Annotated in this window: 16 protein-coding genes and 1 pseudogene; 7 read left to right on the top strand and 10 right to left on the bottom strand. The window is 70.7% G+C overall.

Going from position 1 to position 19,704, the window contains the following annotated elements:
- Positions 1-7 precede the first annotated feature (7 nt).
- Positions 8-151, bottom strand: coding sequence for a light-harvesting antenna LH1, beta subunit (gene pufB, locus J2S22_RS06280; RefSeq protein ID WP_272778337.1), 144 nt, complete (start codon positions 149-151; stop codon positions 8-10).
- Positions 152-995: 844 nt separating this feature from the next.
- Here pufB and J2S22_RS06275 point away from each other — a divergent pair.
- Positions 996-1,688 carry a polysaccharide deacetylase family protein gene (locus J2S22_RS06275; RefSeq protein ID WP_272778338.1) on the top strand — a complete coding sequence of 231 codons (693 nt, stop codon included), beginning with the start codon at positions 996-998 and terminating at the stop codon, positions 1,686-1,688.
- Between the two features lie 97 nt (positions 1,689-1,785).
- On the opposite strand, the gene fabI is transcribed toward J2S22_RS06275, so the two are convergent.
- The 6 genes and pseudogenes from fabI to J2S22_RS06245 all read right to left on the bottom strand — a co-directional run bounded on the left by fabI (position 1,786) and on the right by J2S22_RS06245 (position 8,005).
- Entirely contained in the window at positions 1,786-2,568 is a 783-nt protein-coding gene (gene fabI, locus J2S22_RS06270; RefSeq protein WP_272778339.1) for an enoyl-ACP reductase FabI, read from the bottom strand.
- On the bottom strand, positions 2,565-3,770 hold the full coding sequence (locus J2S22_RS06265) for an acetate/propionate family kinase (RefSeq protein WP_272778340.1): 1,206 nt from the start codon (positions 3,768-3,770) through the stop codon (positions 2,565-2,567). Before J2S22_RS06265 ends, fabI begins: the two co-directional genes overlap by 4 nt.
- 19 nt (positions 3,771-3,789) lie before the next feature.
- Positions 3,790-4,932: pseudogene (locus J2S22_RS06260) on the bottom strand (phosphate acetyltransferase); the annotation flags it as partial.
- Positions 4,821-7,094 (bottom strand): DUF3141 domain-containing protein, encoded by a 2,274-nt coding sequence (locus J2S22_RS06255; protein WP_272778342.1) that lies wholly within the window; start codon positions 7,092-7,094, stop codon positions 4,821-4,823. The pseudogene J2S22_RS06260 and the gene J2S22_RS06255, both read right to left, overlap by 112 nt.
- A 95-nt stretch (positions 7,095-7,189) precedes the next feature.
- Positions 7,190-7,690 (bottom strand): hypothetical protein, encoded by a 501-nt coding sequence (locus J2S22_RS06250; RefSeq protein ID WP_272778343.1) that lies wholly within the window; start codon positions 7,688-7,690, stop codon positions 7,190-7,192.
- 51 nt (positions 7,691-7,741) lie between these two features.
- Positions 7,742-8,005: a hypothetical protein gene (locus J2S22_RS06245; protein WP_370878182.1), complete on the bottom strand. Its 264-nt coding sequence runs from the start codon at positions 8,003-8,005 to the stop codon at positions 7,742-7,744.
- Positions 8,006-8,555: 550 nt separating this feature from the next.
- Between J2S22_RS06245 and J2S22_RS06240 the strand changes: the two genes are divergently transcribed.
- The 6 genes from J2S22_RS06240 (at position 8,556) to J2S22_RS06215 (ending at position 15,676) form a co-directional block, all read left to right on the top strand.
- Positions 8,556-8,882, top strand: a complete 327-nt coding sequence (locus J2S22_RS06240) for an HdeA/HdeB family chaperone (RefSeq protein WP_272778344.1) — start codon at positions 8,556-8,558, stop codon at positions 8,880-8,882.
- Positions 8,883-8,991: 109 nt separating this feature from the next.
- Positions 8,992-9,549 (top strand): hypothetical protein, encoded by a 558-nt coding sequence (locus tag J2S22_RS30890; protein WP_370878181.1) that lies wholly within the window; start codon positions 8,992-8,994, stop codon positions 9,547-9,549.
- A gap of 3 nt (positions 9,550-9,552) precedes the next feature.
- Positions 9,553-10,785 (top strand): HlyD family secretion protein, encoded by a 1,233-nt coding sequence (locus J2S22_RS06230; RefSeq protein WP_272778345.1) that lies wholly within the window; start codon positions 9,553-9,555, stop codon positions 10,783-10,785.
- Positions 10,786-10,916: 131 nt separating this feature from the next.
- Positions 10,917-12,044, top strand: a complete 1,128-nt coding sequence (locus J2S22_RS06225; RefSeq protein ID WP_272778346.1) for an efflux RND transporter periplasmic adaptor subunit — start codon at positions 10,917-10,919, stop codon at positions 12,042-12,044.
- 3 nt (positions 12,045-12,047) lie between these two features.
- A complete protein-coding gene (locus J2S22_RS06220) occupies positions 12,048-15,236 on the top strand; it encodes an efflux RND transporter permease subunit (RefSeq protein ID WP_272778347.1) in 3,189 nt (1,062 codons plus the stop codon).
- Positions 15,237-15,274: 38 nt separating this feature from the next.
- Positions 15,275-15,676 (top strand): hypothetical protein, encoded by a 402-nt coding sequence (locus tag J2S22_RS06215; protein WP_272778348.1) that lies wholly within the window; start codon positions 15,275-15,277, stop codon positions 15,674-15,676.
- Positions 15,677-15,800: 124 nt separating this feature from the next.
- Here the strand turns inward: J2S22_RS06215 and J2S22_RS06210 are convergent, their stop codons facing one another.
- The 3 genes from J2S22_RS06210 to J2S22_RS06200 form a co-directional block, all read right to left on the bottom strand.
- Positions 15,801-17,627, bottom strand: a complete 1,827-nt coding sequence (locus J2S22_RS06210) for an ABC-F family ATP-binding cassette domain-containing protein (protein WP_272840360.1) — start codon at positions 17,625-17,627, stop codon at positions 15,801-15,803.
- Entirely contained in the window at positions 17,627-18,154 is a 528-nt protein-coding gene (locus tag J2S22_RS06205; RefSeq protein WP_272778350.1) for a YaiI/YqxD family protein, read from the bottom strand. The genes J2S22_RS06210 and J2S22_RS06205 overlap by 1 nt, the downstream gene beginning before the upstream one ends.
- A gap of 750 nt (positions 18,155-18,904) precedes the next feature.
- Complete coding sequence (locus J2S22_RS06200) at positions 18,905-19,654, bottom strand: hypothetical protein (protein ID WP_272778351.1); 750 nt, start codon at positions 19,652-19,654, stop codon at positions 18,905-18,907.
- Positions 19,655-19,704: the final 50 nt, after the last annotated feature.

Here is a 19,704-nt window from a genome sequence, read left to right as displayed (position 1 = left end):
CCTCGGATCAGAACCAGGGCTTCCAGATGAAGACCAGCGCGTGCGCGAACGCGGCGATCAGCAGGAAGGCCGTGAAGGTGGTCTTGAACTGGGCGTGGAACTCCAGCGCCTCGTCCTCCGTCAGACCGGAGATGCTTCTCGGGTCAGCCATCGTCTCTGAGCTCCCATCGGTTGCCGGGGCGAGGCGGGCGACCGCCTTCGCGCCGGCTCGTCGTGGCGTATGAGCCACCGCTGCACCCGGCACCGCCGGGCGAAGTCGCGATCGGACGAACGCGGTTCCGGCAGACCGGCCGCACGCCTCGTCGCTCGGTCGCGATGCCGGTCGGGGTCTTCTCGCAGGATCACGGTCCCGGACGGCGCGACTGCCGGCACGACCGTCCCGCTTTCGAAAACACGTCGCTTTCGAAAAGGCTATTGTTTGAAAACCTCGAACGTCACAGTCGTAATGCACTCTTTACACTCGTGAGTGTCAACGGCTTTCTATACGTAACGTCGCGGGGCTACATGACGTAAGCTTCCGGGGCTACACGGACCCGGTCCGCCCCGCCGCCGGGGGCTGCGGGCCCGCGAATTCTCGCATAAGGCTGAGGATGTGCGGGATAGCGCCGGACGGCTACGCGTTGTTCGGCGTTGACCGGCAGGCGCGTCCGGCTATCCTTTGCATGGCCATGGAGATGGCCCTTTCGTCGACTACCGGGGATTTGTCGCGTCAGCGGGAGATCGCCGTCCGTATACCCTGATACGTTTCATCGATATCGAAGCCGGGCGTTTGGAACCTCTTCCGCGCAGAACGGCCGGATTGATCCCCCGATGAAACATCGAGCTGCCGGCGGACCGACACGCGGACGGGGCGACCCGACCGACGTGCTCGGTCCCGCTGCCGTTCGGCGGGATGCGTCCGGGAGCGGTTCGTTCGGCCATGCCCGTGCTATGGTCCGGCCCGGTGCGTCGCGCCGGCCACGGCCGCGTCGCGCCGCCGTTCCGGAGCCTGCGCCGTGCCGCGTCACCTCGTCTGTCTCAGCTTCGATCTCCCGGTCCCGCCGGACGAGGACGCGGCCATCGCCGCCGCCCGCGTCCTCGATCTGCTGGCGGACCGCGGCCTGCGCGCGACCTGGTTCGTGGCGGGCACGGCGGCGGCGCGGCCGTCGCCGGTCGGGGAGCGGCTGGTTCGCGACGGCCACGAGATCGCGCTGCTCGGCCCGCCCTCGGGTGGGGAGGCGGAGGCGGAGCAGGGCGTCGAGGCCGTCCGCCGACTCGCCGGCAAGGCCCCGCGCGGGTTTCGCGCGGACGCCGCATCCCCGGTCGACGTGGCGTGGCTGGAGCGGACCGGCGTCCTCTACGACTCCTCGCGCCCGGGCCTCGGCTGGTGGCCGCGGCGCCGGCGCGCCGGCGCCGATGCGGCGGCCTCGGACAGCGCCGTGATCGCGATGCCGATCACGCTGGCGCTCGGCGAGGCGCCGGCGCCCGCCCGCGCCGTGATGCAGGACTGGACCGACGAGGTTCTGCAGATGCGCGACAGCGTGAGCTGGGGCGTGCTGACCTGTGCCCTGCCGCTCGCCACGGTCGGCCGCGGCGCGGTCCTGCGCGCGTTCGCGACGTTCCTGGACGGCGCGCTGGACGCCGGCGCCGTGGTGCTCACGCTGGAGGAGGCCGCCCGCGAGGCGGCTGGGCGCATCGGGGCGGCGTGAGGTGATCTGATCAGAAAGGCGGCGCCTCGACCGTTCGTCCCCGCTCGCGCGGGGATGAGCGGAGCATGCGGCGGGCGCGCCCGCCGCCGCGCGCGCCTCAATCGACGATGTTGTAGCCGCCGTCCACGTACAGCGTCTCGCCGGTGATCAGGCGGGCGGCATCGTGGGCCAGGAAGGCGGTGGCCAGCCCGACGTCGTCGATCGACACGAGCTTGTGGGTCGGCGCCTTGCCGCGGGCCTTCTCCAGCAGCTCGTCGAACTCGGGAATGCCCGACGCGGCGCGGGTCGCCAGCGGGCCGGGCGAGATGGCGTGCACGCGGATGCCGGACGGCCCCAGCTCGGCGGCGAGGTAGCGCACCGCGCTCTCCAGCGCCGCCTTGGCGACGCCCATGATGTTGTAGTGCGTCACCACCCGCTGGCTGCCGTAATACGTCATCGTGAACAGCGCGCCGCCGTTGGTCATCAGCGGCTCGGCGAGCTTGGCCATGCGGATGAACGACCAGCACGACACGTCCAGGGTGGTGAGGAAGCCGTCGCGGTCGACGTCGACGACGCGGCCCTCCAGCGCCTGCTTGGGCGCGAAGGCGATCGAGTGGATCACGAAGTCGAGCCGGCCCCACCGCTTGGCGATGGTCTCGAACACCGCCTCCATCTGGCCCGGCGCCCGCACGTCGAGCGGCATGACGATCTCCGCCTCGACCTCCTCGGCGAGCGGCAGGACGTGCGGCTTCGCCTTGTCGTTCAGATAGGTGACGGCGAGCTCGGCGCCCAGCGCCCGGAACGCGCGGGCGCAGCCCCAGGCGATCGACTGGTCGTTGGCGATGCCGACGATCAGGCCGCGGTTGCCCTCGTGGATCTTGGCCTTGTAGGTGGGGATCATGCGGGACCTCTGCTGACGGAAGACGAGCCGACCACCAGGGCGGCCGTGTGGCGGGCGACCATCAGCTCCTCGTTGGTCGGCACCACGAGGAGCGCGACGCGGCTGTCGGCCGCCGAGATGCGGCTGCGCCCCTGCGCGTTGGCGACCGGGTCGAGCACCGCACCGAGCCAGGCGAGCCGCTCGGCGACGGCGGCCCGCAGCCGCGCCGAGTTCTCTCCGATGCCGGCCGTGAACACGACACCGTCGAGGCCGCCGAGCGCCGCCGCCAGCATGCCGGCCTCGAGGCCGATGCGATAGACGAAGACCCCGATGGCGAACGCGGCGCGCGGATCGTCGGATGCTTCCAGGTCGCGCATGTCGCTGCCGATGCCGGACAGGCCCTTCAGGCCGCAGTCGCGATAGAGGAAGTGCTCGAGCGCGCCGGCGTCCATGCCCTTGGCGGCCATCAGGTGCAGGAGCACACCGGGGTCGAGCCGTCCGGGCCGCGTGCCCATCGGCAGCCCGTCGAGCCCGGTGAAACCCATGGTGGTCTCGACGCTGCGGCCGGCGGCGAGCGCGCACAGCGAGGCGCCGCTGCCGAGATGGGCGACGATCACGCGCCCGCCTGCGATCTCGGGCGCCACCTCGGGCAGGCGGCTCGTGACATACTCGTAGGAGAGGCCGTGGAAGCCGTAGCGGCGGATGCCCTCGTCGTGGAGTGCCTGCGGAATGGCGAAGCGGTCGGCGAGCGGATCGCGGCCGCGATGGAAGGCGGTGTCGAAGCAGGCGACCTGCGGCAGGTCGGGCCGCCGCGCCATGAGGGTGCGGATGGGCGCGAGATTGTGCGGCTGGTGCAGCGGTGCGAGCGGCACCAGCCGCTCCAGGTCGGCCAGCACGGCCGGTGTCACCACGATCGGCCTGTCGTAGGCCGGGCCGCCGTGCACGACGCGATGGCCGACCGCGGCGAGGGTGACGCCGGCCTGCCCGCGCAGCCAGTCCTCGGCGACATGCAGCGCCGCAGGCAGGTCCGGCACCGCCTCGGGCGGCAGCGCTCTGTCGATCAGGGCGGCGCCGTCGCCGGCGACGGCGTGGAACCGCGGAGCGGTGCCGACGCCCTCGATCCGCGCCTCGACCAGACGGCGCAGCATCCCGGCCGGTGCGGCCTCGAACATCTGCAGCTTGAGGCTCGACGATCCGGCGTTGACGACCAGGATGGCGTCCATGGTGGTCCTGCTCGGCGGTTCAGCTCGGCGGCACGGCGAGGGCGGCGCGGCGGGCATGGGCATACAGCACGGCGATCGCGCAGGAGGCCATGCGGGTGCGCACCGAGTCGGCCCGCGAGGTCAGGATGATCGGCACCCGGGCGCCGAGCACGATGCCGGCGGCGTCTGCGCCGGCCAGGAAGGTCAGGTTCTTGGCCAGCATGTTGCCGGCCTCGAGGTCGGGCACCACGAGGATCTGGGCGTGCCCGGCGACCTCGGAACGGATGCCCTTGATGCGCGCGGCCTCCGGGTCGATGGCATTGTCGAAGGCGAGCGGGCCGTCGACGATTCCACCGGTGATCTGGCCGCGCTCGGCCATCTTGCACAGCGCGGCCGCTTCGATGGTCGAGGGGATCTTGGTCGTCACCGTCTCGACCGCCGACAGGATGGCGACCCGCGGCGTGCCGAGGCCGATCCGGGTGTAGAGATCGATGGCGTTCTGGACGATGTCGCGCTTCACGTCGAGATCGGGCGCGATGTTTATGGCGGCGTCGGTGACGAACAGCGTGTCGGCGTGGCTCGGCACGTCCATGACGAAGACGTGGCTGATCCGTCGCTCGGTGCGCAGGCCGGCCGCGGTCGAGGTGACGGCCCGCATCAGCTCGTCGGTGTGCAGGCTGCCCTTCATCAGCAGCTCGGCGCGGCCCTCCCGCACCAGCGCGACCGCGCGGGTCGCCGCCGCGTCGCTGTGTGGCACGTCGACGATCTCGAAGCCGGCGATGTCGAGTCCGAAGCGCCCGGCGACCGCGACGATCCTGGCCGCGGGACCGACCAGGATCGGTACGACGATGCCGGCCTCGGCCGATTCCACGACGCTGCGCAGGGACGTCTCGTCGCACGGATGGACGACGATGGTCGGCACCGGCGGCAGCGCCTTCGCGGCGGCGATCAGCTTCTCGTACTTGGCGTGCGGCACGTGCGGCGTGGCCGCCACGACGGAGGGCGGATCGGCGACGGCCGGATCGGGGGTGGTCGTCACGGCGCGAACCCTCCTCGGATCCGGTGGTGGAGCTATGACGCCTCGCGGACCGTGGAGTCGCCACCGCCGACCACGGTCAGCGCCGGGGGGCCGGCCTCGCCCGTGAACATCCGCCCGATGCGCGCCAGCCGCAGCGCGACCTCGCCGCTGGGCTCGCCGGCCGCCGTGATCACGTCGCGGATCATCGTCATCGCCTCGACACGGGCGGCCGGGTCGTCCGGCAGCAGCGACGGGATCGCCGCCACGGCCGCCTCCTGGTCGATCAGCAGCAGGAAGAACTGCTCGCGCAGCAGCGCCTTGAACTCGGCGAGCGGCACGGCGCCGATCTTCTCGTTGGCGGCACGGATGCGGCGCACCGTCTCGAAGCCGCGCTCGTCGACGCCGCCGCGCGGCATCCCGACATAGATCATGGCGCGCACCGCCGCCTCGCGCAGGCCACCGACCGTGACGTGTGCCTTCAGCTCGGCGATACGGCGCGCGACCAGCTCGCCGTGCAGGGCGCTCTTGCCGGCCTTGTGCAGCGGCTTCTCGGACGTCGGGTCGATGCCGTAGAAGGCCTGCACGGCGGGCGAGCCGTAGAACGCCTTGAACAGCGCCTCGGTCATGCCGTCGCGCATGTCGCGATACGCGTCGAGCCCGGCGACGATCTGCTTCGACACCATCTCCTGCGCGGCGACGAACGGGTTGCCTTCGTCGACCGGCTTGCGGTTCTGCCTGATCCAGTCGGCGGCGGCGGCGATCGGCTTGGTCAGCGGGTTGGCGTCGGAGACCAGCTCGTACTGCAGCCGCGCCGGATGCAGGCGGTAGAGCATCTCGCTGACCTGCGGCGTCACCATGGCGCGCACCCACGGCTGCACGAAGGTCTTGTAGAGCGCGAGGTTGGTCTCGGACATGCGCGCCACCGTGGCGAAGCGGCGGTCGTCCTCGATCGTGTTGCCGCCGAGCGCCCGGATGTCGTCCAGCGTGCGCGTCTCGCAGCGCATCACCCAGCGGCCGTGCGCCAGGTCCGGATTGGTCGTGTCGCCGTCCTTCGCCGTGAAGACGGCCTCGTACAGGCCGGGCGGCAGCACGTCGATCAGGTCGATGTTGCTGGCGAACTCGTCGTGCTGCTTGCGGGCGACGCCGCCCGACACGAAGATCCCGAGATGCCCGACGGACTCGTGCACCGAATAGACGATCGTCTGGCCGTAGGAGCGGATCTCGTTCACGTCGTCGTAGAGGTCGAGGATCCAGCCGAGCGCCTGCTGGGGCGGTGTGATGTTGTCGCCCTTGGAGCAGAACACCACGATGGGCGAGCGGATGTTGCGCAGGTCGATGGCGACGCCGTTCGAGGTCGTCACCCGGCCGGCGGCGAGCTTGTTGCCGACGAACAGCTCGTCGACGATGAACTGCATCTCCTCGCCGTTCAGGTTGACGTGGCCGCCCCACCAGCGCTCGAAGTTCAGGTAGTTGGGCGCCTCGGTGTCGATCTTCGCGTAGAGATTGTAGGGCTTCTTCCAGAACGTGTTCGCCGGATTGAGGTTCTCGAAGTTCTCGACCAGCCAGGCGCCGTCGAAGCGGCCGCCGCCGAGATCGCTGGTGAAGGCGGTCGCCCAGCTACCGCCGAACAGGCCGCCGGTGTAGCGCATCGGGTTGAGGCCGCTCTGGCCGGTCCAGTAGGACAAGGGCGATCCGGCGACGATGATCGGGCCGAACAGGTCGGGCACGATCGCCGCCAGCATCATCACGGCCCAGCCGGCCTGGCAGTTGCCGATCACGCACGGCTTGCCGTCCGCCTCCGGGTGCCGGTCGATCACGGTCTGCAGGAACACGGCCTCTGCGCGGGCGACGTCCTCGATGGTCTGGCCCGGCACCGGGTCGGGCAGGAAGCCGACGAACCAGCAGGCGTGGCCGGCGGCGAGCGCGACGCCGATCTCGCTGTCCGCCTTGAAGCCGCCGATGCCCGGGCCGTGGCCGGCGCGCGGGTCGACGATCACAAAGGGGCGCTTCTTCGGGTCGATCACGACGCCCGCCGGCGGCACGACGCGGACCAGCCCATAGTTCACCGGCCGCTCGAGCGTGCGCCCGTCCAGGACCAGCTCGGCCTGATAGTTCAGCACGTTGGGGGCGGCCATCGCCATGTGCTCGCGATAGCCGTTGCCGCGCTGGCGCAGCACGTCCCAGAACAGCACGCTGCGCTGGGCGACGTCGACCAGATACCCGGCGGCACTCACCGCGGCATTGCCGGAGCCGAACGCACCGAGGTCGAACGCGCCGCTGCCGAGCCCGAAGGGATCCTGCGCCGACACGGTCCGTTGCGTGGTCATGGACGTCTCCTGTTGCTTCGGCCCGGAACTGTAACGGCCGGACGCGGGATCTCCGGCGCTTCCGGTTCGTCGCGGCGGGCGGGCGCCCGACCGAGTCAACCCCAGCAGAGCGACATGCCGATGTCGCCCGGGATGCCGCCCGGGAACTCCACAACCTGCACCTTCAGGCGGTAGCCCCGCGGTTTCATGTGCGCCTCCCAGAACTCGAAGAGCTCCTTCGGCAGGCCGGTCAGCGTGGTCTCCCACCCCGGCTCCTGGTTGTTGATGGCGCGGCCACGATCGGTGCAGAGCCGATTGGGAAAGCGGATCACCTGCACCTCGGTGAGCCCGTTGGCGACGGCGCGCTTGACGATCGCGGCGGCGCGCGTCAGCCGCTCGGCGTCGTCGACGCCGGACGGCTTCTGGAACTTGTCGAGGAGGGCTGCCTGCTCGGCCTCCTCGTGCGCCTTGAGGCGCATCGCCTCGCTGGCCTTCTCTGCCTCGGCGAGCGCGATCGTCTTCAGGCAGTCCGCGGCGGTGGGCAGGAGGTCGTCCGGACTGCCGGGTGATTGCAGGCCCGATGCCGAGGTGTCCTTCGATGGTTCAGTGGTCTTCATTCACGCGCCTCCTGGTGGACCCGTCGGTGAGCGCCGTCGAGAACGGCCCGGTCAACGTCGTCCGGCGCGATTGACGGGGCCGCCGCGGTTCATCGGCGTTCCCGGCCGCACGCCGACGCCCGGGGCTCCGACGCCCGGCCTCGCGACGGCTCGCGCGACCGGCCGTGGGCGCAGGACGACGCCGGGGCGGGCGACGCAACTCGGAGGATAATCGACGTACTGGCAGTAGACGACGGCGTTCGACGGGCTGACGCCGCCGATCAGCGTCGTCATCACGATTGCCGCTGCCAGCGATAACGATGATGTGATCTTCATTGCAGACTCCCGGTTCGCCCCTGCTCGTGCTCTTGTCGCGAGGGAGAGCCGATGCTCTCGTGCGCCGGCTCGGCTTCCAGGCGAGACATCATCATCACGTGAAAAATTGCTTGGCCAGACGAAAGTGCATTGACCGGTATCAAGGTTGATCGGATCGTGAGCTCGAATCTCGGAACACAGACTTCGGCACCTCGCCTCTTCGATTCCAGGCTCTGCTTCTGCCGGACCGTGACTGACAGCCTGCGACGAAGCCGCGTCTCACGCTATAGCTCAAATCGACTAGGCGTCGCTTAAGAGGTTCTTCTGGTGACGGTGCCAACTGTGGCGAGATTATCATTTGTCGCGACGAGGGCGGCCTCGTCGGTGGGCGACGCGACGACCGACCGTCCCGTTCGAACGAGTTGACAGTCGAGGCCCGGATCGGACGGTCGGCGGAGTGCTGCATGCTCCGATGCACGCGGGGCGGAAGAGCGAGTGATCGGCGGCGACGGCACGACGGGCCACGTCGTGCGGGGGGCTCCGAACGACACGAAACGAAGGAGGCCGTTCAATGACATCCTACGACGGATCGACCGCAGCGCATGTCGTCTGGCTCGTCGCGGCGTCTGCGCTCCTCGTGCCGGCGCCCGTCCGGGCCCAGACGACCATCGACGTCGCCAGGATCACGTGCGAGCAGTGGCAGGCCTACAAGGTCGCCAACCCGGACCAGGTCGCGCTGTGGATCAGCGGCTATCATGCCGGCAAGCGGGGCACGACCGTGATCGACGTGCAGACGTTCCGCGAGACCAACATCAGGAAGGTGAAGGACCGCTGCTTCCGCGAGCCGAAGATGCTGGTGATGGATGCCGTCGCGCAGGAGATCGTCGGCGGGAAGTGACACGGGCATCGCGCGGCGCGGGCGATCGGGCGCCCGGCCGGCGCGATCTCGCACGATCTCCCTCCGGCGCGCGCCCGTCGTGTGACGTTCCGGCGACAGGAGAGATGGAATGAGTGCTCTGCATCCGAATGCACCCCACCACCTGCCACCTTTCATCACGGCCCCGGGCGACACCGACGTCCTGATGGTGGTGATGGCCCTGACGCTGATCGGGGCGGTGCTGGGCGTCGGCATCCTGTTCCTGCGGCTGCACACGCTGCCCGAGCGCATCGCCCACAAGTCGAAGAAGCTGCAGTTCGAGATCGTCGCCGTGCTCGGCCTGCTTGCCCTGTTCACCCATGTGCACATCTTCTGGGTCATCGGGCTGCTGCTCGCCCTGATCGATCTGCCGGACTTCGGCAGCCCGCTGCGCCGGATCGCCGGGTCGGTCGAGCGGATCGCCGGGGTGCCGCCGGGGCAGGGGGGCGCCGGGGTGCCCGACGAGACCGAGACGGCGACCGGACCCGACGGCGGGCCGGAGGCCGGTCACGGCACCGGCGCTCACGCCCGGCCGGCGGCCGGCGAGGCGTCGCCCGCGGCTCCGTCTGCCCCGCCGCCGCGCGAAGCCGCCATGACGGCCGCGCCGCCCTCCGCCGCGCCCGGGCTCACCGTCGCCGCCAGGAGCTGACCCATGCTCGAGCTTCTGTTCTGCTCGCTGCTCACCATCCTGCCCGACTACCTCTATCGTCGCTACCGCCAGGGCAAGCGGTTCGGCCACGAGATCACGCTCTACTCGGTGTGGTTCGAGCTGCGCTGGGGCATCACCACCTGCCTGATGCTCACGGTCGGGCTCATCACCGTGGTGTTCTACAATCACCCCTCCACCACCAACGTCACCTCCTTCTATCGCACCGTCCCGATCCTGCCGGAGACCAACGGCCGGGTCGCTGAGGTCTTTATCGGCTTCAGCGCGCCGATCGAGGAGGGCGCCCCGATCTTCCGGCTCGATTCCACCAAGCAGCAGGCCGCCGTCGAGACGGCGCGGCGTCAGATCGTCGAGGTCGATGCCGAGATGGTGGTCGCCAAGACCGACATCGTGGCCGCCGAGGGCAAGATCCAGGAGGCGCAGGGCGCCTACCAGCAGGCGCTCGACGAGCTCGCCACCAAACAGGAGCTGTACAAGCGGAACCCCGACATCGTCGCCCGTCGCGAGCTGGAGCGGCTGGAGAACATGGTCGCCGGTCGTCGCGGCGGCGTCGCCGCGGCGACGGCCCAGCGGGACGCCGCCGAGGCCCGCCTCGTCACCCTGCTGCCGGCCCAGAAGGCGAGCTCCGAGGCGGCGCTGGCCCAGGCCGAGGTGGACCTGAGCAAGACTCTGGTGAAGGCCGGCGTCAGCGGCCGGGTCGAGCAGTTCACGCTGCGAGTCGGGGACATCGTCAATCCGCTCATGCGACCGGCCGGGATCCTGATTCCGGCGTCGTCGGCCGGGCGCGGCCTGCAGGCCGGCTTCGGCCAGATCGAGGCGCAGGTCATGGCGGTCGGCATGGTGGCCGAGGCTACCTGCGCCTCCAAGCCCTGGACCATCATCCCGATGGTGGTCACCGGGGTGCAGGGCTACATCGCCAGCGGCCAGTTCCGCGGCGGCGAGCAGCTCGTCGATCCTCTCCAGGTGACCCGGCCCGGGACTATCCTGGTGACCCTCGAGCCGCTCTACGCGGGGGGGCTCGAGGGCGTCACCCCGGGCTCGAGCTGCATCGCCAACGCCTACACGAGCAATCACGAGGCGCTCGCTTCGGGCCATGTCGGAACGCTGCGGTGGCTCGCACTGCACGTCGTCGACACGGTGGCGCTCGTCCACGCCATGATCCTGCGCATCCAGGCGCTGCTGCTGCCGATACAGACGCTGGTGCTCGGCGGGCACTGAGCGGCGCCGCGGTCGCGTCGCCGTCCGGGACAGCACGCCGGCGGCGCGATATCATCATCTGCGACGGCCCCCGTGCGGGTGATTCCCGGACGTCGTGCCGGACGATCCGAGCGCCTGATCTGGAGGGGACGATGCGACGACCTTGGACCCGCACCATGGCGGTGGGTGTGTGCGCGGCCGTGACGGCCTTCGGGCTCGCCACGTCGGCCGGCGCCCAGTCCGTCGACGGCCAAGCCGTGCCGGTCGGCGTGGTCAAGGCCGAGCGCAAGGCGATCAACCCGTCCGCCGACTTCGTCGGCCGCGTCGACGCCATCAACAAGGTCGAGGTACGGGCGCGGGTGAAGGGCTTCCTCGACGAGGTGCTGTTCACCGAGGGCGACACGATCAAGTCCGGCGCCGCGCTCTACCAGATCGAGAAGGGCCTGTTCGAGGCCGACGTGGAGCAGGCGCAGGGCGCGCTGGAGCGCGCCAAGGCGGCGCTCACGCTCGCCGGCCTGCAGCGCCAGCGGGCCGAGGATCTGCTCGCCCGCAACTCCGGCACCGTGGTGGCCCGCGACCAGGCCATCGCCGAGGAGAACTCGGCCAAGGGCTCGGTGCTGAGCGCCGAGGCGAACCTCGCCACCGCGCGGATCAATCTCGGCTACACCCGCATCACCTCGCCGATCGACGGCAAGATCGGCAAGACCGCCATCACCAAGGGCAACGTCGTCGGCCCCGATTCGGGCGTGCTGGCCACCATCGTCAGCCAGGATCCGATGTACGTCTCGTTCCCGATCAGCCAGCGGGCGCTCACCGAGGCGGCCGAGAAGGGCGGCAAGCGCTCCGCCGACGAGCTCACCGTGTCGCTCAGGTTCTCCGACGGCACGACCTACGACCAGACCGGCAAGATGAACTTCATCGACGTCACCGTGAACCGGTCGACCGACACGGTGCTGGCCCGCGCCACCATGCCGAACCCGAACGGCCTGCTGATCGACGGCCAGTTCGTCCGCGTCACCCTGCAGACGGCGACGCCCGAGGAGAAGGTGCTGGTGCCGCAGGCGGCCCTCATCGCCGACCAGCAGGGCACCTACGTGTTCGTGGTCGAGGACGGCAAGGCGGCGGTGCGGCGGGTGGTGCCGAACGTCTCGGTCGGCGCCGACATCGTCATCGAGTCGGGCCTGAAGGGCGGCGAGCTGGTCATCGTCCAGGGCCTGCAGGGCGTGCGCGCCGGCACCGCGGTGCGCGCCACCCCGGTGCAGCCGGTCGGCCGGAGCTGAGCGATGCTGTCCTCGATCTTCGTCGATCGTCCCCGCTTCGCCGTCGTCATCGCCATCGTCACCACCATCGCCGGGCTCGTCTCGCTCGCCGCGATCCCGTTCGCCCAGTATCCGGACATCGTGCCGCCGCAGGTCTCGGTGACCACCAGCTACCCCGGCGCCTCGGCCGCCGTGGTGGAGGCGACCATCGCGCAGCCGCTCGAGGCGCAGGTGGTCGGCGTCGACAAGGCGATCTACATGAAGAGCGTGTCGGGCGACGACGGCAGCTACACGCTGATCGTCTCGTTCGAGCTCGGCACGAACCCCGACACCAACACGGTCAACGTCAACAACCGGGTGCAGATCGCGCTGTCGCGCCTCCCCGAGGACGTGCAGCGGCAGGGCGTCACGGTCAAGAAGAAGTCCTCGGCCATGCTGGGCGTCATCGCCCTGTCGTCGCCGAAGCAGACCCACGACCCGCTGTTCATCTCCAACTACGTCACCATCAACATCCTCGACCGCATCAAGAGCACGCCCGGCGTCGGCGACGCCGCGCTGTGGGGGCCGCTCGACTACGCCATGCGGGTGTGGGTGCAGACCGACCGGCTCACCGGCCTCGATCTCACCACCGGCGACATCGTCCAGGCGATCCAGTCGCAGAACGTGCAGGCGGCGGTCGGCCGCATCGGCGCGCGGCCGATCTCCGACGACCAGCGCCTGCAGCTCAACATCCAGACCAAGGGCCGGCTCGCCACGGTGCCGGAGTTCGAGGCCATCGTGGTGCGCACCAATCCGGACGGATCGGTGCTGCGGCTCTCCGACGTCGCCCGGATCGAGCTCGGCGCCTCCTCGTCGGACACGACCACCGAGCTCAACGGCGCCCCGGCGGCGGCGATCGCCATCTACCAGTCGCCCGGCGCCAACGCGATCACCACGCTCGACGAGGTCAAGGGCCTGATGCGCGAGCTGGCGACGCGCTTCCCCGAGGACCTCGTCTGGACCGTCACCTACGATCCGACCACCTTCGTCAAGGCGACCATCCACGAGGTGCAGAAGACCCTGATCGAGGCCTTCGTCCTCGTCGTGCTGGTCGTCTACCTGTTCCTCGGCAGCGTCCGCGCCACGGTGATCCCGACCGTCGCCGTGCCGGTGAGCCTGATCGGCACCTTCGTGGTGCTGCTCGCCATCGGCTACTCGGCCAACTCGGTGTCGCTGCTGGCCGTGGTGCTGGCCATCGGCATCGTGGTCGACGACGCCATCGTGGTGGTGGAGAACGTCGAGCGGGTGATGGAGGAGCATCCCGATCTCTCGGTCGCCGACGCCACCAAGAAGGCGATGACCGAGATCACGGCGCCGATCGTCGCCATCACGCTGGTGCTGCTCTCGGTGTTCGTGCCGGTCGCCTTCATCCCGGGCATCTCGGGCGAGCTGTTCCGGCAGTTCGCCGTCACCGTGGCGGTGGCGATGTTCCTCTCGGCCGTCAACGCGCTCACCCTGTCGCCGGCGCTGTGCGCCGTGCTGCTGAAGCGCCACCACGGGCCGCGGCGGGGGCCGATCGGATACGTGATGCGCGGCATCGACAAGGTGCGCGACGCCTACGGCGCCGTCACCGCCCGCATCGTCCGCGTGGCGGTGATCAGCCTGGTGGCGGTCGCGGCCGCCGGCGCCGGCACCTGGGGCTTCTCCAGGATCACCCCGACCGGCTTCCTGCCGGAGGACGACCAGGGCGCCTTCTTCGTCGTGGCCCAGCTGCCGGGCGGCGCCTCGGTGGCCCGCTCGACCGAGGTCCTGCGCCAGGCCGAGGCGATCCTCAAGGAGGAGCCGTCGATCGCGTTCTTCACCTCGGTGACCGGCCTCAACTTCATCGACAACTTCTCGCAGGCGAACGCGGCCTTCGTCGTCGTCACCCTGAAGGACTTCGAGGAGCGCAAGGATCCGTCGCAGTCCGCGTCCGCCATCATGGAGCGGCTGGTGCCGAAGTTCCGCCAGATCCAGGGCGGCACGGTGCTGCCGCTCGCGCCGCCGCCGATCATCGGGCTCGGCACCGGCGGCGGCTTCACCTACGTGCTGCAGGACCTGCAGGCCGGCGACCCGAAGGTGCTGGCCCAGGTGCTGCGCGGCCTCCTCGTCGCCGCCAACCAGGATCCGAAGCTCTCACGGGTGTTCTCCACCTTCTCGGCCACCAACCCGTCGATCTATCTCGACATCGACCGCGACAAGGCGCAGGTGCTCGGGGTCAGGCTGTCGGACCTGTTCCAGGCCCTGCAGGCGACGCTCGGCGGCCTCTACGTCAACGACTTCAACCTCTACGGCCGCACCTGGAAGGTGCAGCTCCAGGGCGAGGCGGCGGACCGCCGCGGCGTCGAGGATCTGTACCGCGTCAACATCCGCAACAAGGACGGCCAGATGATCCCGCTGCGCAGCCTCGCCGAGGCGAGCATCGTGGTCGGGCCGCCGTCGCTGATCCGCTACAACAACACCCGCGCCGTCACGGTGCAGGGCTCGCCGGCCGATGGCGTCTCCTCCGGCGAGGCGCTCGCCGCGATGGAGCAGGTGGCGGCGAAGACGCTGCCGTCGGGCTATGCCGGCGCCTGGACCGACACCGCCTTCCAGGAGAAGCGGGCCTCCGGCAAGACCGCGATGATCCTCGGCTTCGCGGTGCTGTTCGCCTATCTGTTCCTGGTGGCGCTGTACGAGAGCTGGACGATTCCCGTCCCGGTGCTGCTGTCGGTGACGGTCGGCCTGCTCGGCTCCTTCGTCGCCATGGTCCTGGCCGGGCTGACGCTCGACCTCTACGCCCAGATCGGCATGGTCGTGCTGATCGGGCTGGCGGCGAAGAACGGCATCCTGATCGTCGAGTTCGCCAAGGAGCAGCGCGAGCGCGGCGTGCCGTTGCTGGAGGCGGCGGCGGAGGGCGCGCGGCTCCGCTTCCGGCCCGTGATGATGACGAGCTTCGCCTTCATCCTCGGCCTGTGGCCGCTGGTGATCGCCACCGGAGCCTCGCAGCTGGCGCGCCGCGACGTCGGCACGCCGGTGTTCGGCGGCATGCTCTTCGCGTCGTTCCTCGGCATCTTCGTCATCCCGCCGCTCTACGTCTTCTTCCAGGCCATCCGCGAGAAGCTCCGCAAGGGCGCGCGGCCGAAGCAGGAGTCGGCCTCGGCGATGGAGCCGTCCGCGGGCGTGGAGCCGGACGCGAAGCCGGCGGCGGAGTGAAGATTTGACGTGCGCCGGTGCGCACGAAGGAGTGACCCATGAGAACCTTCGGAATCGTCCTGGCGGCCGCCCTGGCGGGCGGGCTCGCCGTGTCGCCGGCCGCGGCCGACGACCTCTCCGGCGCGTGGGCGACGGACGGCTCGGCCTGCGACAAGATCTTCGTCAAGGCCGGCAGCCGGGTCACGTTCCGGGACAACTCGGAGCTGTTCGGCGGCGGCTTCGTCATCGACGGCAACCACGTGCGCGGCAAGGCGACGACCTGCGAGATCAGGAGCCGCCGCACCGCCGGCGCCGTCACCCACATGCTGGCGAACTGCGCCTCGGACATCATGCTGTCGAGCGTCCAGCTCAGCGTCCGCCAGCCCAGCCCCGACACGCTGGTGCGCATCTTCCCCGGCATGGACGGGATGGAGCTGGTCTACAAGCGCTGCCCGATGTGATCTGGGCCGCCTGATCAGCTCCGGCCGAGTGGCGCGGCACGCTGTCTTACCTCTCCCCTCGCGGGAGAGGGAAGACGTCACCGGCTCGCGCCGCGTCCGGTGACACGAGGCCGAGGATCGTCGGCTATCGTCCCTCGATCTCCTCGCGGAGAATCTCCAGCTCCAGCCAGCGCTCCTCGGCGGCGGCGAGCTCGGCCTCGGCCGCCGCGGCGGCCTGCGAGGTCTCGTCGAACGCCTTGCGGTCGCGGGCGAACAGGGCCGGGTCGGCGAGCTTGTCGTGCAGCGAAGCGATCGTCCTCTGCAGCTTCGCCATGGTCTTCGGCAGCGTCTCCAGGGCGTGCTTCTCGTTGAACGAGAGCTTGCGCCGGGCCGCCTTCGCGTCGCCTGCGGGCGCGGCCGCGTCGTCCGCCGGAGCCGGCTTCTCCTTCGCCGCCTTCGCCGGCGCCTGGCGGGCCAGATCGGCGCCGCGCTGGGCGAGCATGTCGGTGTAGCCGCCGGCGTACTCGGTCCAGCGGCCGTCGCCCTCCGGCACGATCACGGCGTTGACGATGCGGTCGAGGAAGTCGCGGTCGTGGCTGATCAGCAGCACCGTGCCGGCATAGTCGCCGAGCATCTCCTCCAGCACGTCGAGCGTGTCGAGGTCGAGATCGTTGGTCGGCTCGTCCAGCACCAGCACGTTGGAGGGCTTGGCCAGCGCGCGCGCCAGCATCAGCCGGCCGCGCTCGCCGCCCGACAGGGCGCCGACCGCGGTGCGGGCCTGCTCCGGCGCGAACAGGAAGTCCTTCATGTAGCCGACGACGTGGCGCTGCGTGCCGCCGACCATCACGCTGTCACCGCGCCCGCCGGTCAGCGTCTCGGCCACCGTCGCGTTCGGGTCGAGGCTCTCGCGGCTCTGCTCCAGCGTCGCCATCTCCAGATTGGCGCCGAGCCGGATCGTGCCGGAATCGGGGGCGAGGATGCCGGTGAGCAGCGACAGCAGCGTCGTCTTGCCGGTGCCGTTCGGGCCGACGATGCCGATGCGGTCGCCGCGCTGGATCCGCGTCGAGAACTCGGTCACGATCGGCCGGCCGTCGTAGCTCTTCGAGATCGTCTTCGCCTCGGCGACCAGCGTTCCGGACCGGTCGGCCTGGGCGGCGGCGAGCGACACGCTGCCGGCGGTGGCGCGATAGTCGCGCCGCGCCTGGCGCAGCGCCTGCAGCTCGCCGACGCGGCGCATGTTGCGCTTGCGGCGCGCCGTGACGCCGTAGCGCATCCAGTGCTCCTCGGCGACGATCTTGCGGTCGAGCTTGTGCTGCTCGCGCTCCTCTTCCGCCAGCACCTCGTCGCGCCACGCCTCGAACTGGGCGAAGCCGCGCTCGATCCGCCGCAGCCGGCCGCGGTCGAGCCACACCGTGATGCGCGAGAGGTCGGCGAGGAAGCGCCGGTCGTGGCTGATCATCACCATGGCGGCGCGGGTCGCGTCGAGCTCCGCCTCCAGCCATTCGATCACCGGCAGGTCGAGGTGATTGGTCGGCTCGTCGAGCAGCAGGATGTCGGGCTCGGGCGCCAGCGCCCGGGCGATGGCGGCGCGCCGCGCCTCGCCGCCCGACAGCGTCGCCGGGCTCTCCTCGCCGGTCAGCCCGAGCTGCTCCAGGAGGTAGCGGGCGCGGTACGGATCGTCGCCGGGCCCGAGGCCGGCCGTGACATAGGCGAGCGTCGTCGTCGCCTCGCCGAAGTCGGGCTCCTGCGGGAGGTAGCGCACGGTCGCGCCGGGCTGGACGAAGCGGCTGCCGCGGTCGGGCTCGATCAGCCCCGCGGCGATCTTCAGCAGCGTCGACTTTCCCGAGCCGTTGCGGCCGACCAGGCAGAGGCGCTCGCCGGCCGCGACCGCCAGCTCGACGCCGTCGAGCAGCGGATGGCCGCCGAAGGTGAGGCCGATGTCCTTCAGCTGGAGAAGCGGAGGCGGCGCCATCAGGAGGTGGTCCTGGGTTGCGCGGCGGCGCGGCGGGCGCGGCGCACCGCCTGCTCCAGGGCCTGCAGGAAGGTCGAGCGGTCGCGCGGCGTGAACGGCCGCGGGCCGCCGGTCTGCTCGCCGGCGGAGCGGAGATCCGTCATCAGGTTGCGCACCGCGAGCGCCATGCCGATGTCGGCCTCGGTGAAGGTGCGGCCGGTCGGCGCGATCGCCGCGGCCCCGGCCTTGATGCTGCGGCTCGCCAGCGGAATGTCCTGGGTGACGACGATGTCGCCGGGCTTCAGGCGCGCCGCGATCCAGTCGTCGGCCGCGTCCATGCCGGGACCGGCGGCGACGCGCGTGATCAGCGGATCGGCGGGCACCCGGATGTAGCCGGCGGCGACCACCGTGACCGGCAGCGCATGCCGCGCCGCGACCCGAAAGATCTCGTCCTTCACCGGACAGGCGTCGGCATCGACATAGATGCGGGGGCCGTCCGGCACGGGCGTGTCGGGCGGTGTCGCGGTGTCTTCGGGCGGGACGCTCATGCGGTGGCGATTAGCGGGTTTTTACGACGAAGGCCACTCCACCCCGCGGCGTCATTCCGGGGCGCACCGAAGGTGCGAACCCGGAATCCAGCCCGGAATGCGGAATGTGCCGCTGGATTCCGGGTCCATGCGCCTCTCGGCGCATGGACCCGGAATGACCAGTAACTGGAATGACGCACTGGAAAATGCGAAGGGCTGCCCGCGAAGGCAGCCCTTCCATTGTCGAACCGGGTCCGGCGAGGACCGCGGACGCCGCTCACGCGGCGCGGACCTCGCGAGAGGCGAGGATCCAGGTCGCAGCCGGAGACCACGGCGAGAGACAATGAGACACTGGATCACCTCCTTTCGGTTGTTGACGATCGTCGGCATGTAGGGTGCGACGCGGCGAAAGGGAAGACCCGCCTCCGTCACCTCCGTTCCTCGCCCCGCTCCTCGCGACGAGGGGTGAGTCTCGCGCCCCGGCGCGACGGGTCTCGCTTTGCCGGCGCGCGCATCGTCCAGCGCGCGCATCGTCTCGATGACGTCGGCCTTCTGCCGGTGAGGACGACGAGGCTGTCCTCGATCACCGCCGTGCCGGCGCAGCCGCCGAACGGCCCGATCGGATCGGGATCGTGGCCTGCGAGAGACGGGACGCCGTTTCATCCTCGGGTGTGTGCTCCCGCCCGTGGCAGAGTCGTACCGAAGCGCCATTGCATCGACCCAGGCCTCGCCGTGAGGGCGGAGAGGGGTCGTTTCGCCTGCGCGCCGGTCTCACAGCTTCTCGGCGAGATCGCCGAGGCCCATGACGTGGGAGAGGGAGCGGATCTCGCGCTTCTGGTCGTCGCGCAGGCGGCCCATCAGGGGGGCGGCGGCGGCCTTCAGCCGCTCGACGCTCTGGGCGTCGAGAGCGGCCGGTCCGCTGCCGCGCCGGTCGGCGCCGCGGCGCCAGACCACGCCGCGCAGCGCCGTCTCGACCGGCACCCACAGCTTCTCCTGCTCGGCGGTCAGCTTCAGCCGGGTCTTGATCGAGGCGATCTGGGCGTCGTTGAGGAGCGCGTTGGACGGACGCGCCCGCCCGGGCTCGGGCACCGCCGGGGCTGTCGCGAGCGGCGCATAGGCGGAGACCTGGTCGCCCGGCGCCGCCCGCTGGGGCCCCGGGCCGAACCGCTCGGCGAAGTCGGAGGAGGGCAGCTCGGCCGGACGGACGGCCAGCAGCTCCGGGGCGAAGCGCAGACGGACCGCCTCGGCGGCGCTCAGCTCGGGCTCGGTCCGGGCCGCCGGAGGCGCGGCCGGCGGCGTCGGCGTGCGGCTGCTCATCCACGCCGTCATGACCCCGGCGACGATGAGCGCCACCGCCAGGAACGACAGCGGGCCGGCCACGATCCGCCACAACGGCGCCGGGCCGGACGACGGCCCCGGCCGCCGGACCGGCACGGGCCGGCGCTCGGGGCCGCGGCCGTTCCAGGCCGGGCTCCGGCGCAACGGCCGGCCCGAGGCGTTTCGAATGGTCGGAGCGGCCATCGCGTCTCGTGGGCATCACGCAATACACGTCGGGATCGGCCCGATCCGGT

The sequence above is a fragment of the Rhodoplanes tepidamans genome, assembly GCF_030813915.1.
GTDB lineage: Bacteria > Pseudomonadota > Alphaproteobacteria > Rhizobiales > Xanthobacteraceae > Rhodoplanes > Rhodoplanes tepidamans.
Note: the sequence above shows the minus strand (reverse complement) of the source record. Positions and strands in the feature narration are given on the sequence as shown.

Coding starts and splice junctions, on each gene's coding strand:
- J2S22_RS06230 (WP_272778345.1), top strand. CDS start 9,553: ATGCTCGAGCTTCTGTTCTGCTCGCTGCTCACCATCCTGCCCGACTAC.
- fabI (WP_272778339.1), bottom strand. CDS start 2,568: ATGATCCCCACCTACAAGGCCAAGATCCACGAGGGCAACCGCGGCCTG.
- J2S22_RS30890 (WP_370878181.1), top strand. CDS start 8,992: ATGAGTGCTCTGCATCCGAATGCACCCCACCACCTGCCACCTTTCATC.
- J2S22_RS06225 (WP_272778346.1), top strand. CDS start 10,917: ATGCGACGACCTTGGACCCGCACCATGGCGGTGGGTGTGTGCGCGGCC.
- J2S22_RS06240 (WP_272778344.1), top strand. CDS start 8,556: ATGACATCCTACGACGGATCGACCGCAGCGCATGTCGTCTGGCTCGTC.
- J2S22_RS06205 (WP_272778350.1), bottom strand. CDS start 18,154: ATGAGCGTCCCGCCCGAAGACACCGCGACACCGCCCGACACGCCCGTG.
- pufB (WP_272778337.1), bottom strand. CDS start 151: ATGGCTGACCCGAGAAGCATCTCCGGTCTGACGGAGGACGAGGCGCTG.
- J2S22_RS06250 (WP_272778343.1), bottom strand. CDS start 7,690: ATGAAGACCACTGAACCATCGAAGGACACCTCGGCATCGGGCCTGCAA.
- J2S22_RS06200 (WP_272778351.1), bottom strand. CDS start 19,654: ATGGCCGCTCCGACCATTCGAAACGCCTCGGGCCGGCCGTTGCGCCGG.
- J2S22_RS06245 (WP_370878182.1), bottom strand. CDS start 8,005: ATGAAGATCACATCATCGTTATCGCTGGCAGCGGCAATCGTGATGACG.
- J2S22_RS06220 (WP_272778347.1), top strand. CDS start 12,048: ATGCTGTCCTCGATCTTCGTCGATCGTCCCCGCTTCGCCGTCGTCATC.
- J2S22_RS06255 (WP_272778342.1), bottom strand. CDS start 7,094: ATGACCACGCAACGGACCGTGTCGGCGCAGGATCCCTTCGGGCTCGGC.
- J2S22_RS06210 (WP_272840360.1), bottom strand. CDS start 17,627: ATGGCGCCGCCTCCGCTTCTCCAGCTGAAGGACATCGGCCTCACCTTC.
- J2S22_RS06215 (WP_272778348.1), top strand. CDS start 15,275: ATGAGAACCTTCGGAATCGTCCTGGCGGCCGCCCTGGCGGGCGGGCTC.
- J2S22_RS06265 (WP_272778340.1), bottom strand. CDS start 3,770: ATGGACGCCATCCTGGTCGTCAACGCCGGATCGTCGAGCCTCAAGCTG.